Source organism: Actinomycetota bacterium (assembly GCA_035759705.1).
GTDB lineage: Bacteria > Actinomycetota > CADDZG01 > JAHWKV01 > JAHWKV01 > JAJCYE01.
On sequence record DASTUJ010000216.1, the window covers coordinates 1 to 13,656 of the forward strand.

12 protein-coding genes are annotated in these 13,656 nt (G+C 66.0%); all 12 read left to right on the plus strand.

The genetic code is table 11. From position 1 onward, the window contains the following. Positions 1-1,059 (plus strand): D-alanyl-D-alanine carboxypeptidase family protein (locus tag VFV09_15245; GenBank protein HEU4869065.1); only part of this gene is annotated, 1,059 nt, incomplete at its 5' end. 13 nt (positions 1,060-1,072) lie between these two features. Further along, a complete protein-coding gene (gene hpt, locus VFV09_15250; protein ID HEU4869066.1) occupies positions 1,073-1,654 on the plus strand; it encodes a hypoxanthine phosphoribosyltransferase in 582 nt (193 codons plus the stop codon). Positions 1,655-1,700: 46 nt separating this feature from the next. Next, complete coding sequence (locus VFV09_15255; GenBank protein HEU4869067.1) at positions 1,701-2,177, plus strand: bifunctional nuclease family protein; 477 nt, start codon at positions 1,701-1,703, stop codon at positions 2,175-2,177. A gap of 155 nt (positions 2,178-2,332) precedes the next feature. Then, positions 2,333-2,833 (plus strand): MerR family transcriptional regulator, encoded by a 501-nt coding sequence (locus VFV09_15260; GenBank protein HEU4869068.1) that lies wholly within the window; start codon positions 2,333-2,335, stop codon positions 2,831-2,833. Continuing rightward, on the plus strand, positions 2,799-3,305 hold the full coding sequence (locus VFV09_15265; protein ID HEU4869069.1) for a hypothetical protein: 507 nt from the start codon (positions 2,799-2,801) through the stop codon (positions 3,303-3,305). The genes VFV09_15260 and VFV09_15265 overlap by 35 nt, the downstream gene beginning before the upstream one ends. After that, entirely contained in the window at positions 3,302-4,387 is a 1,086-nt protein-coding gene (gcvT, locus tag VFV09_15270; protein ID HEU4869070.1) for a glycine cleavage system aminomethyltransferase GcvT, read from the plus strand. The genes VFV09_15265 and gcvT overlap by 4 nt, the downstream gene beginning before the upstream one ends. Before the next feature lie 34 nt (positions 4,388-4,421). Beyond that, positions 4,422-5,747 carry an aminomethyl-transferring glycine dehydrogenase subunit GcvPA gene (gene gcvPA / locus VFV09_15275; GenBank protein HEU4869071.1) on the plus strand — a complete coding sequence of 442 codons (1,326 nt, stop codon included), beginning with the start codon at positions 4,422-4,424 and terminating at the stop codon, positions 5,745-5,747. Further along, positions 5,744-7,237 carry an aminomethyl-transferring glycine dehydrogenase subunit GcvPB gene (gene gcvPB / locus VFV09_15280; protein ID HEU4869072.1) on the plus strand — a complete coding sequence of 498 codons (1,494 nt, stop codon included), beginning with the start codon at positions 5,744-5,746 and terminating at the stop codon, positions 7,235-7,237. The genes gcvPA and gcvPB overlap by 4 nt, the downstream gene beginning before the upstream one ends. Next, the gene (locus tag VFV09_15285; protein ID HEU4869073.1) at positions 7,234-7,671 is read left to right on the plus strand and encodes a hypothetical protein; all 438 of its coding nucleotides are present in this window, start codon (positions 7,234-7,236) and stop codon (positions 7,669-7,671) included. The genes gcvPB and VFV09_15285 overlap by 4 nt, the downstream gene beginning before the upstream one ends. Beyond that, positions 7,668-8,423 carry a class I SAM-dependent methyltransferase gene (locus VFV09_15290; GenBank protein ID HEU4869074.1) on the plus strand — a complete coding sequence of 252 codons (756 nt, stop codon included), beginning with the start codon at positions 7,668-7,670 and terminating at the stop codon, positions 8,421-8,423. The genes VFV09_15285 and VFV09_15290 overlap by 4 nt, the downstream gene beginning before the upstream one ends. A gap of 278 nt (positions 8,424-8,701) precedes the next feature. Beyond that, positions 8,702-13,213 (plus strand): hypothetical protein, encoded by a 4,512-nt coding sequence (locus tag VFV09_15295; protein ID HEU4869075.1) that lies wholly within the window; start codon positions 8,702-8,704, stop codon positions 13,211-13,213. Between the two features lie 65 nt (positions 13,214-13,278). Further along, on the plus strand, positions 13,279-13,656 hold a 378-nt coding region (locus VFV09_15300), incomplete at its 3' end, for a hypothetical protein (GenBank protein HEU4869076.1).

Consider the following 13,656-nt stretch of genomic DNA (forward strand, 5'->3'; position numbering starts at 1 on the left):
CAAACCTCCCGGCGGCCGCCGGCGGTGGGCGCCGCAGCCGGGATTCTCCTGGACACCAGCGACGGGTCGATCCTGTGGGAGAAGAACTCCCGGGCCCGGCGGGCGATCGCCAGTACCACCAAGATCATGACTGCGCTGGTCGTTCTGGAAAACGCCGAGCCTGAGGAGATGGTGACCGCCTCCGCCCGGGCCGAGGCGGTAGGAGCGACCGACCCCCTGGTCACCGAGCTGGAGCTCGTGCGGGGGGAGAAGCTCACCGTGGAGCACCTGCTGTACGGCCTGCTGCTGCCGTCCGGGAGCGACGCAGCCGTGGCGCTGGCGGAGCACGTCGGGGGCAGCGTAGAGGGATTCGCCGGAATGATGAACGAGCGGGCCCGCAAGGCGGGCGCCCTCGAATCAAACTTCACAAACCCGGACGGCCTGGACGACCCGGCTGCCTACTCCACCGCGTTCGACCTTGCCCAGATCACCCGGGCCGCCATGGGAAACACCGAGTTCCGGAAGATCGTGGCCACGCCTCGCTTTACGATCCCGCGTGCCGGGGGGCCGCCCCGAGACCTGGTGAACCGCAACGAGCTGTTGGGCCGCCTCGAAGGCGCCAGCGGAGTGAAGACCGGCAACACACGTACCGCCGGGCGATCGCTGGTCGCATCGGCCATCCGGGACAAAGAGGAGAGGATCTCGGTCATCCTCGGAAGCCCCGATCCGTTCGCCGAGTCGTCCGCAGTGCTCAACTTCGGGTTCAACGCCTTCAAAAGGTACGAGATTGTCGGAGCGGACAGGACGTGGGGACAGGTAACCTACGGGGACGGAACAACGGTGAAGTTGATGGCCGCCCAGGAGGTCAGTGTGCTGTTGGGAGACACCACGCAGGCGCCGCGGATGCGCTACCGGCCGGCGCAGTCCGACCTGATCGTCGAGGTCCCCGGGGGCCTGACCATTCCCGTGAAACAGACCTGTCCCGGATCGGACCTGCCCTGTGAGCGGCCGGAACGGCATCGCAGCCCGCTGGCGGCGTTGATATCGCTCTTCGCCCCCCTCCTGATCGCCCTCCGGTGAACCCGTGGGGGCCATGGCTCTAGCGGAGGTCCGTTACTCGGCGGAGGAGATCGCCGCCAAGGTCGCCCAGTTGGCCCGTCAGATCGACGAGGACCTCCACGGCGAGCGGCCCGTGCTGGTGGCGGTCCTGAAGGGCTCGCTGATCTTCATGGCCGACCTGTCACGCCAGTTGGGGCTGGCCGACATCGACTTCATGATCGTCTCGGAGTTCGAGGGCAGCGCCCCCCGCACCGGGGTGGTCCGGATCATCAAGGACCTGGAGACTCCGCTGCAGGAACGTCACGTGATCGTGGTGGAGACGGTCGTGGACACCGGCCTGACGCTGTCGTTCCTCCTGCGCAACCTCCAGGCCCGCGGGCCGAAGTCGGTGAAGGTCTGCGCGCTGATCAACAAGCCGGTGCGCCGGATCGCCCAGCCGCCGCTGGACTACGTCGGGTTCGAGACCCCGGAGTACCTGGTCGGTTACGGGCTGGATTTCCGCCGCCGCTACCGCAACCTGCCCTATCTGGTGGGCGTCAGGGACGTTGCGGCCCTGGCTGCAAAACCGGACGCGCTTTGGGGAATCCTCGGCAGGGGAAAAGAGCTAGATAATTGAATCTTGGCCTATGCTACGCTGACTCAAAAGTAAGGTGGGAGGCATTTTGATCGAGCTCAACCTCGTTGGTGTTCGGGTCGAACTTCCGACCAATCAGCCGATCGTGCTCCTCAAAGAGCGCGACGGCGAGCGGTACCTGCCGATCTGGATCGGCGCCGTCGAAGCCACTGCCATCGCCTTTGCCCTCCAGGGCGTCCAGACTCAACGTCCCATGACCCACGACCTGCTCAAATCCATCCTGGAGGAGGTCGGCGTCGCGGTCGACATGATCTCCATCGTCGAGCTGCGTGAGGGCACCTTCTACTCATCCATCCGCCTCAGCCGAAACGGCAGCACCTACGAGATCTCCAGCAGGCCCTCGGACGCCATAGCGCTGGCGGTCCGGACGGGAGTCCCCATTTTTGCCGCGGAGGAAGTGGTGGAGGAGGCAAGCATCACCATTCGGGATGACGAGGAGGAGAGTGAGGTCGAAAAATTCCGGGCCTTCCTTGAAGAGGTCTCGCCGGAGGATTTCGGCGCCTGAAACCTTCGATAGGGAAAACCTTCAACCTTTCGACCGTCAGTCAGGCACAACTCTAAACGTAAGCTTGAGGTGCTACGGGCGCCGATAAGCTTGACCCCCCAAATTCATCCCTATAGCGTGACGCCCAGGTAATTACATCGAAGGGAGTTGTGCAGGTGGAGCTGGATTCGGGCGAGGGCTTTCGAGGGCCCCAGGTTTGCAAGATCGTCGGCATCACCTACCGCCAGCTCGACTACTGGGCACGCACCAAGCTCGTTCCCCCCAGCCTGCGCCCCGCCGAGGGCTCCGGCTCGCAGCGGCTCTACTCCTTCGCCGACCTGGTCGACCTTAAGCTGATCAAGAACCTCCTCGACACCGGCGTCAGCCTGCAGCGGGTCCGTGAGGCGATCTCGTACCTCCACGAGCTCGGGCACGACCCCAGCGGCGTGACAATCGTCAGCGACGGCCACTCGGTTTACGCCCTCAAGTCCCCCGAGGAGGTTTACGACCTTCTCCTCGGCGGCCAGGGAGTCTTCGGCATTGCGGTCGACCCGGTGATGAAGGAGCTCGAAGGTTCGGTTTCCGCTCTTCGTGCCAGGGGCCAGGTCACAGCCCCCGCCGAGGGCGACAACGTCGAGCACCTTGACCTTCACCGGGCGGCGCAAGGGGAGGACTAGCCTCATCCCGGAGCCCGTCGACCCCCCCGAAGCCGAGCACGACACCCCTTTACCCAGCGAAACGGTCAATTTCGCTCACAACTCCGAGCGGCAGTTCGCCAAACTTCTGGACTTCTACCAGATCGAGTGGGAGTACGAACCCCGCTCATTCGACATAGGCTGGGACCGCGAGGGCGTGCCGAATCAGCGTTTCCGCCCCGACTTTTATCTGCCCCAGTACGACACATACATCGAGATCACAACTCTGAACCAGAAGCTTGTGACCAAGAAGAACCGAAAGGTGCGTCTTTTGCGAGAGCTGTACCCGGATGTGAAATGCAAGATCTTCTACCAGCGTGACTACCTGGACCTGCTGATCAAGTACGGCCTGGAGCGCCCGAGCCAGGACTCGTCCCCCCGCTCCGACCAGACCCCGCCGCCCTCCGGCCTCGGCGACCTGCTTGGCTCCGAGCCCCAGGCGCAGTCCAAGTGACGAGGGAGTCTCCGCTGAAGGCGGAGCATCTCGCTGCCGGCGCCAAGCTGGTCGACTTCGGCGGCTGGAACATGCCGCTGGTCTACCCCTCCGGGACGGTGTCCGAGCACAAGACCGTGCGGGAGTCGGTGGGCCTGTTCGACGTCACCCACCTGGGCAAGGTCACGGTCGACGGCCCCGACGCCGAGGCGGTCCTCGACCGCCTCCTGCCGGGCAAGGTCGCCAAGATGAAGCCGAACAAGGCGGGCTACAACCTGGTGCTGACCCCCGACGGGGGAGTGATCGACGACATCTTCATCTACAAGACCGACCCGACGAAGTTCATCGTCGTGCCCAACGCCGCCAACACCGATGCGTTCCTGGAGTTCCTCAACGCCGGCATCACCTCGGAGGACGACGTCACCGTTGCCGACGCACGCGGGCGCTGGGGCATTCTGGCGCTGACCGGCCCGAAGGCCCGGGAGGTGCTGTTTCCGATCCTGCCGGAGGCCGAGGGGCTGAAGATGCACGATTTCGCCACCCTGTCGCTCAAGGGGACCGAGGTGATCGTCGCCCGAACCGGCTACACCGGAGAGGTGACCTTCGAGTTCCTCCCCGCCTGGGACGACTCTGTAGCAGTGTGGAACCTGCTCCTGGAAGCCGGTGCGCCGGCCGGCATCAAGCCGTGCGGGCTCGGCGCCCGGGACACCCTCCGGCTGGAGATGGGCTACCCGCTCCACGGCCACGAGCTGTCCGTCGACATCAACCCGATCGAGGCCGGCTGCAACTGGGTGATCGACTGGGAGAAGGATTTTGTCGGCAAGCCGGCGCTGGAGAGGGTCAAGGAGGCCGGTGTAAGCCGCAAGCTGGTCGGCCTGCTGGCGGGCGAAGGACGCATTCCACGTATGGGGCATCAGGTATTCTTGGGGGACACGCCCGTCGGAGAGGTGACGAGCGGTAACTTTTCCCCAACCCTGGGCGCCGGCATCGCCCTGGCATTCGTGTCAGCAGAGCTGTCGGAGCTGGGTACCCAGCTGGAGATCGACATCCGGGGCAAACGCCTTGGTGTCCAGGTGGTGAAACCGCCCTTCAAGACCGGCTAGACCCGCTACACGACAAGCGACGAAGTGGAGTGACGTGGATTACACCCCCCATACCCAAACCGACATTGCCGAGATGCTCGGCGTCATAGGCGTCGACACCATCGAGGACCTGTTCGAGCCCATCCCGCAGAACCTCCGGCTGGGCCGCCGCCTGCAGCTGGGCGACCCGAAGAGCGAAAGTGAGGTCTACGACCAGCTTTACAGTCTGGCCGCGCTCAACACCGCCACCGACCGGCTGACCTGCTTCGCCGGCGGGGGGGCCTACGACCACTACATCCCGGCCGCCGTCAGGGCGTGCGCAGGCCGCAGCGAGTTCATGACCTCCTATACGCCCTACCAGCCGGAGCTGTCGCAGGGAGTTCTGGGAGCGGTCTTCGACTTCCAGAGCATGATCTGCGAGCTGACCGGCATGGAGATCGCCGGGTCCGGCCTCTACGACGGGGCGGCCGCAGTGAACGAGGCGGTTCACCTGGCGTCGGCCGCCACCGGGCGCCACAGGGTGGTCGTAAGCCGGGCGATCAACCCCAACTACCGCAAGGTGCTCGACTCGCTGGGCGCCAGCCTGGAGTACGAGTTCGTCACCGCCCCCTGCGAAAACGGAACGACCGAGCTCGGCGACCTGGAGGGCGCTGCTGCGGTCGTGATCAGCCAGCCGAACTTCTTCGGGTGCCTCGAGGACGTCCAGGCCGCAGCCGACAAAGCCCACGCCGCCGGCGCCCTGCTGATCGTCCACTTCGACCCGCTTTCGGTCGGGCTGTTGGAGAGCCCGGGAGCCCTCGGCGCCGACGTGGTCGTGGGGGAGGGGCAGTGCCTCGGCAACGACCTCAACTACGGCGGGCCGTACCTCGGGATATTCGCCACCCGCCTGGCCCACGCCCGCAGGATGCCCGGCCGCATCGTCGGCGCCACCGTCGACGTCCACGGCAAGCCCGGATACGTCCTCACCCTTCAGACCCGGGAGCAGCACATCCGGCGGGAGAAGGCCACCTCCAACGTCTGCACCGACCAGACCCTGATGGCGGTGACCGCCTCGGTCTACCTGTCGTGGCTGGGCCCGGAAGGGATCAAGGAGTTGGGGGAGCGGTGCGTGAGCCTGACCCACCTGGCCGCCGACCTGGCCGGTGAGCTTCCGGGATGCCGGGTGCGCTTCGAGTCGCCCTTCTTCCGGGAGTTCGTCCTCGAGGTCCCGGGCAGTGCCAGGGAGGCGCTGTCGAAGCTGGCAGCCGCCGGCTACCTGGCCGGACCGAGTCTCGAGATGTTCCCCGGCATGGAGAACTGCCTGCTGGTGGCGGCAACCGAGCGGCGGACCGTTGCCCAGGTAGAACAGATGGTCAAGTCGCTAGGGCAGGTGATCGCATGAGCCAGAACCCGAGTCCCGCAATAGAGGAAGGGTCGATCTACGACCTGTCGGTCCCCGGGCGACGGGCGTCCACGGTCCCGACCCCTGATGCCGGCGTCCCCACGGCTGCCGACGTGCTCCCGGCCGGGATGCTCCGCTCCGAGAGCCCGCACCTCCCCGAGGTCTCCGAGCTGGATTTGGTGCGCCACTACACGAACCTCTCCCGCAAGAACTGGTCGATCGAGGTCGGGGCTTACCCGCTGGGCTCGTGCACGATGAAGTACAACCCGAAGATCCACGAGCAGACCGCCGCGCTCCCCGGCTTCAGCCGCCTGCACCCGTGGCAGCCGGCCGAGCAGGCGCAGGGCGCCCTGGCGCTGATCTGGGAGATGGAGCAGCTCCTGGTCGAGATCACCGGCATGGCGCGCGCCTCGTTCCAACCGGCGGCCGGAGCGGCGGGGGAGCTGACCGGACTTCTGGTCGTTCGCGCCTACCACAAAGCCCAGGGCGGCACGCCCCGGGACACGGTCCTCATCCCGGACTCCGCCCACGGCACCAACCCGGCTACGGTTCGGCTGGCCGGCTACAAGGTCAAGCAGATCCCCACCGACAGCCGCGGCCTGGTCGACATCGAGACCGTGCGAAACGCTATGGACGACAACGTCGCCGGCCTCATGCTCACCAACCCGAACACGCTCGGCTTGTTCGAGCAGGAGATCGAGGAGATCGCTAAGGCGGTTCACTCCAAGGGGGGGCTGCTCTACTACGACGGCGCCAACTTGAACGCCATCGTCGGCATCGTCCGGCCGGGGGACATGGGCTTCGACGTCGTGCACATCAACATGCACAAGACCTTTACCACCCCGCACGGTGGCGGCGGCCCGGGTTCCGGCCCGGTGGCGGTCAGCAGCCGCCTGGCGCCGTTCCTGCCGAGCCCGACCCCGGGCTTCGATGCCGAGACCGGCAAGTACTTCTGGGAAGAACTGCCGCAGTCGATCGGGCGGGTCCACGGCTTCTACGGCAACTTCGGCATGGTGGTCCGGGCGTACACCTACCTGATCTCGCTGGGCGCCGACGGCCTGCACAACCTCTCCGAGCGGGCGGTCCTGAACGCCAACTACCTGCGGACCCGCCTGGAAGGCACCTACCAGACCGCGCACCCCGGCCTGTGCATGCACGAGTTCGTGCTGACCGCGAAGAAGTTCCGCAAGGAGTACGGCGTCCGGGCGATGGACATCGCCAAGCGGCTGATCGACAAGGGCTTCCACCCTCCCACCGTGTACTTCCCCCTGGTGGTGGAGGAGGCGATGATGATCGAGCCGACCGAAACCGAGTCCAAGCAGACCCTAGATGCGCTGGCCGAGGCGTTTCTGGAGATCGCGGCCGAGGCAGCCTCCGACCCGGACGTCCTCCACGACGCGCCGGTAAGAAGCCCCGTCGGACGCCTTGACGAGGCCCGTGCGGTGCGCCAGCTCCAGACCCGCTGGAAACCTGCCGAGTCCGGCTCGTGACAGTCTCGGGCAAGGCAGGCAGGCAGCCGGAGGTGACCAACCTGCTCTGGGTGCTCCGGCTGCTCATGGCCGTGCACGTCCTGCTTGCCCTGGCTCAGGCGGTCTTCGCCGGGACGTATCTCGATGGCGACGGTGGGGCCCTTCGCTTGCACCAGCTGACCGGCACCTCGGTCATCATCGCGATCTCCGTCCTGCAGGTGGTCGTCGCGGTGTTGTGCTGGCGGCGCCATCAGCACTCGGCCTGGCTGGCGCTTGGCAGCGCAGGACTATTTGTGGCAGAGGTGGCGCAGATCGGCCTGGGGTTCACCGACATGCTGGCACTCCACGTCCCGCTCGGCGCCTGCATCCTGGCGGCAGCCGTCACGTTGCTCTTTGCCTCTCTTAAACACTTCGGCCCTCCGTCGGGCCGCCGGGGACTGCCCAAACAGGCTTGACGGCCCCTCGGGACTGGGACGCCGAAGCCTACGAGAGCCTCGCCGAGCCCCAGGATGCGTGGGGGCTGAGGATCCTCGGCCTGCTGGACCTAGCCGGCGACGAAACCGTGCTCGAGGCCGGCTGCGGCACGGGACGGGACACCGCCCGCTTGCTGGAACGCCTGCCTAACGGGCGGGTCATCGCCCTCGACGGCTCGGCCCGCATGCTCGAGCGCCTCAAGACCCGGCTTGCCGGCCGGATGGATCGGGTCGAGGTGGTTCAAGCCGACCTCGCCCAACCCCTGCCCTTGAACCAGCCGGTCGACGTGGTGTTTAGTGTCGCGGCCTTCCACTGGGTCCAGGATCACGCCGCACTCTTCAGGAACCTTGCCGCTGTGATGCGGCCGGGCGCCCGGCTTGTCGCCGACTGCGGCGGAAGGGGCAACATCGCCCGGGTGTCGGCGGCGGTTGAAAAGGTGACCGGCGTCCCCGCAGAACCGGGCATCTGGAACTTCTCGGAGCCGCTAACAGTGAGGTCGAGACTTGCCGATGCCGGCTTTACAGACATTCAAGTTGAACTTCAGGGTGATGATATTCGACTGGCGGACCGGCGACTCCTGGAGCGCTTTTTGACCTCAGTGGTTCTCGGCTCGCACCTCGAATCGATGCCGGAAGGGGAGCGGGGGAGGTTCGTCGAACGCGTCGCCGATCACCTCCCCGAGGGTGAGATCGACTACGTCCGTCTTACCATCTCGGCCGTTCGGGCGGGTTGAACCGCGCCGGTTAAGGGTACCCGCACAATCTCAGCGGTATTTCAGTAACTGTCGTAGACACAAATTAACTTAAGTTGACTGTTTGAGGCTGGTAAGAACCGACCGCGGAGAGTAATGTTCCGGTATCGAATGACTTGAGTGCGAGGGTTGGTCTGACTAAATTCCCGCGTTTGATATCGTCCGACGCACCCGGCAGGGATTACCTGCTGCCCGGTTCACAAGCCCCGGACCGGATGGTTGCTCTTTTTGCGCGTACTTAATTGACGGAGGTAGGCATCATGAGTGGCGGTAAGGGCTGGAAATTCCCCGGCCGGAAGTCGGAGCTGTCAGGCGGAGTAGCCAGCCTGCTAACGGCCCGAACCCCCCGGCAGAAACTGGCGCTGGCGGCCGCATTCACGCTGCTGGTCGTGCTGATCATTCCCATCAACGACGCGCTTGCAGGAGTCGGCGGTTCCACCACTCCCGACATGCCCACGACAGTCACGGTCGGGGACACCTTCCCCTCGTCCCTAACCATCGTCAACAACTCGAACGGCGCCGAAGCGGTCGGAACGGTGACCGCGTCGCAGATCCGTTTGGTACCCTCCTGCTCCACTGTCGGAGACCCGACGTGTACCGCCCCCGGATCGATAGCCGACCCCGGCACCTTTACGCTTAACGGGCCCTTCGTGGGCCGAGCCGGGACCGGGTGCGCCGGCCAAACCTTCAACGCCGTGCTGGTCAACCCGGCAACCGGCCAGGTCGAGTTCGTTCCGACCGTCGGATCGGTCGTGCTGCAGCAGCCCTCGATCGGCGACGATCTGGACACCTGCGCCATCGACTACACGATCACCGTCAACAAGGTTCCCAACCACGACGCTTTCCCCGCAGTGCCGGGTGTCCAGACGGCAACCAACGCCAGCGCGGTGTTCGTCCACCAGCCGAGCGGCCAGATTGGATCGGGCACCGGCAGCGACGTCACCACGGTTCTTCAGGCAACCCCGGCCATCGTGACCCAGGTCTCGGCAGCCGGAGTTCAAAACGGGACATCGTTTACCGACACGGCGACCCTGTCCGGCCTGGTCAACCCGGTCCAGGGACCGGGAGCGGGATCGGTGACCTACAGCGTGTTCGGCCCGAACGACCCGACCTGTGCCGGCCCCGACCTGTACACCGGGGCCGACGACATCGTCACCGGCAACGGGGACTACACCTCCGACCCCTTCCTACCCCCCGGCCCCGGCACCTACTTCTGGGTCGTCAGCTACACCGGCGACCTGAACAACGCACCGGTTACCTCACCCTGCGGGGCTCCGAACGAGAACGTCCGGGTCATCGACATCGACATCGACAAGACGGTTACCCCGGCGAGCCAGCCGGCGCCGACCGGCACCTTCACCTACTCGGTGGTCGTCACCAACCCGACGCCGTTCCCGCTCACGATCAACACCCTCACCGATGACGTGTACGGCAACATCGGCACCGAGGCGATCGAGCCCGGTGACCCGGTGATCACCGGCAACACCTGTGACGACCTGATCGGCGACGTCATCCCGCCGAACAGCAGCACTGCGCCCTGCACCTTCGTCGGCACGTTCACCGGGCTGCCGGGCGACACCGAGACCGACATAGCTACCGTCGTGGTAACCGACGCGGTAACCGGCGCAACCGCCACCGCGAGCGACGACGCGTTGGTCACGCTGACCACCCCGCCTCCTCCGGCCATCGCCGTGGACAAGACGGCGGCGCCGCCGCAGCAGCTGGTCCCGGGCGGGGACTTCACCTTCACCGTCGTGGTGACCAACACCGGGCCGATCCCGATCGACATCACCAGCCTTGACGACGACATCTACGGCAACATCGGCACCGAGGCCATCGAGCCCGGTGATGTGGCGATCACCAACAACACCTGCGACGACCTGATCGGCGACAACCTGGCGCCGGGGGCGAGCTCGGCACCGTGTTCGTTCACCGGGCCGTTCAACAGCGCGGTGGCTGCCAGCCAGACCGACATAGTCACCGTGGTCGGAACCGACTTCATCGGCCGGACCGCCACCGACTCCGACGACGCAACCGTCAGCCTGATCCTCCCGGCGCCGCCGCAGATAGCAGTCGACAAGACCGCTTCTCCGCTGGTTCGTGAAGCACCGGGTGGAGACTTCACCTTCACCGTCGTGGTCAACAACCCCGGCGCGATCCCGGTCACCATCACCAGCCTTGACGACGACATCTACGGCAACATCGGCACCGAGGCCATCGAGGCCGGCGATGTGGCGATCACCAGCAACACCTGTGACGACCTGATCGGCGATGTCCTGGCGCCGGGGGCGACCTCTGCCCCGTGTTCGTTCACCGGTCCCTTCAATGGGGCGGCCGGGGCCAGCCAGACCGACGTGGTCACCGTGATTGGAACCGACGACTTCGGCCGGACGGTCACCGACACCGACGACGCAGTCGTATCTCTGATCGCACCTCCGCCTCCGCAGATCCTGGTCGACAAGACCGTGACTCCGGCGAGCCTCCCGGTTCCCGGCGGCGACTTCACCTTCAACGTCGTGGTGACGAACACCGGGGTAAGGCCGCTTGTCATCACCTCGTTGACGGACGACATCTACGGCAACATCGGAGCACCGTCGGCCACCAGCACGTGTGACGACCTGATCGGCGACACCCTGGCTCCGGCAGCCAGCGCCTCCTGTAGCTTCACGGGGGCGTTCAACAACGCAACGCCGGCCAGCCAGACAGACATCGTCACCGTGGTCGGCACCGACACTGCGGGGACGACCGTCACCGACACCGACGACGCCGTCGTCACTCTGTTCACCCCGACCGCACCGCAGATCGACCTGATCAAGACGGCGACGCCGCTCACCCGGTTCGTTCCGGGCGGCGACTTCACCTTCGACGTGACCGTGACCAACCCAGGCACCATCCCGGTCACCATCACGTCACTGGTCGACGACGTCTACGGCAACATCGGCGGCGCTGCGTTCAACGGCACGTGTGACGACCTGATCGGCGACACCCTGGCTCCGGGGGCCAGCGCCTCCTGTAGCTTCGTGGGGCCGTTCAACAACGCCACCCCCGCCAGCCAGACCGACGTCGTCACAGTCACCGGAACCGGAAACGGCCAGACGGTTACTGCAGACGACGACGCCACTGTGGCGCTCGTGCCGCTGCCGCCTCTTTCGGTAGTGGTCGACAAGACCGCCTCACCGCTCAGCAGGCCGGTTCCCGGCGGTGACTTCACCTTCACGGTGATCGTCAGCAACCCGGGCACCGTGCCCCTGACCATCACCTCACTGACCGACAACATCTACGGTGACATCGGCGCACCGTCGGCCACGAGCACCTGCGACGACCTGATCGGAACGGTCCTGGCGCCGGGGGCGAACAGCGCTCCCTGCAGCTTCACCCGTCCGTTCACCGGCGTTGCCGGAGCCTCGCAGACCGACATCGTCACGGTTATCGGAACCGACTCGTTCGGCCAGACGGCAACCGACAGCGACGACGCAACGGTCACCCTCACCCCGAGGCCGGCTCCGCTGGTCCAGGTGGACAAGACCGTTACGCCCGGCACCAGGGTCGAGCCCGGTGGAGACTTCACGTTCTCCGTCGTGGTCAGCAACCCGAGCACGGTTCCTATCGTCATCACGTCGCTGGTCGACAACGTGTACGGCAACCTCGCCACCAGGGGAGAGCCGAACACCTGTGACGACCTGATCGGTGACACGGTGGCGCCGGGGGCGAGCACCGCTCCCTGCACCTTCACCGTCACCTTCACCGGCGTGGCCGGAGACACCGAAACGGACATCGTGACGGTGATCGCGGTCGACGAGATCGGCCAGACGGTGACGGACAACGATGACGCAGTCATCACCCTGACCCCGAGGCCGCCCGGCCCGCTGTCCATCGAGCTGGACAAGACGGCCACCCCGGGCACGATGCCCGAGCCCGGTGGAACCTTCACGTTCAACGTGGTGGTCACCAACACCAGCAACGTACCGCTGACCATCACAACGCTCACCGACGACATCTACGGCAACCTGGGCACCCGCTCGGGGGTCAACTCATGCGACGACCTGATCGGAGATGTCCTTGCTCCGGGAGGGAGTGCCTCCTGCAGCTTCGAGGGGACGTTCACCGGCAACGCGGGGGACAGCCAGACCGACGTGGTCACGGTCACCGGACGGGACGAAACCGGACGGACGGTCGACGACGACGACGACGCCGAGGTCGAGCTGACCGACGTGCTGCCTCGAATCGAGGTAGTCAAGACGGCCACCCCGCTCGAGCGGACGGCTCCCGGTGGATCCTTCACCTTCCACGTGGAGGTGAAGAACCCGGGTACCGAGCCGATCATCCTGACCGAGCTGACCGACGACATCTACGGCGACCTCAACGGCAAGGGGACCTGCGACACCGGAGGCACCATCGCCGCCGGGGGCACCTACACCTGCGAGTTCACGGCAGAGTTCACCGGGACTGCGGGACAGACGCAGACCGACGTCGTCACCGGCAAGGGTGAGGACGACGAAGGCAACGAGGTAACCGACAACGACGACGCCATCGTGAAGCTCACGCCTCCGCCGGCGGCGACGCCTACTCCGTCACCGACGCCTACCAAGTCGCCCACGCCGCCCCCGGCAGCACCGAAGCCGCCTACCTCTCCGCTGGTTCGGACCGGTGCCGACTTCCTGCCGTTCTTCGCACTGGCCCTGGCTCTCATCTCCGCAGGGTTCGTCATGCGAAGCAAGCGGCCGGTGACCGATCTGGGCCGTGGTCCTGAACGCAGGCGCCGCAATAAATAGGCCCATCGTCGGGTTCGTAGCTTCAATCGCAGCCGCCCGCCTCTCCGTGATGGGGAGGTGGGCGGTTGAACGACACCCCGCCTGAGAAGCCGGTCACCAAGGCCCCTTCCGAGGCCGCTCAACCCGAACCTACGCGTAAGACGCCGCCCGACCGCCGGAGAATGGCCGTGGCGCTGGCCGTCCCGGCGCTGATCGTTGCCGCCCTGATTGCGGTCTTCGTGACCCGCAACGACGAGCCGCCGGCTGTGGGCGACGACCCGTTGATCCAGTACTGCAGCACGGCGATCGAGCGGGACAGCATCCGGCTGCCGGACCCGGCCGCCGACTCAGAGGAGGTCAAGAACTCGGTGCCTGTGACCGCGGGACGCATGGTGCTTCTGACCGAGCGGATGCTCGAGGTCGCTCCCGAGGATGTCCAGACGGAGCTGAAGGCCCAGATAGCC

Bases quoted from the DNA above. Each gene is read 5' to 3' on its own strand.
- hpt (HEU4869066.1), top strand. From the start codon at position 1,073: ATGGCTCTAGCGGAGGTCCGTTACTCGGCGGAGGAGATCGCCGCCAAG.
- gcvPB (HEU4869072.1), top strand. From the start codon at position 5,744: ATGAGCCAGAACCCGAGTCCCGCAATAGAGGAAGGGTCGATCTACGAC.
- VFV09_15295 (HEU4869075.1), top strand. From the start codon at position 8,702: ATGAGTGGCGGTAAGGGCTGGAAATTCCCCGGCCGGAAGTCGGAGCTG.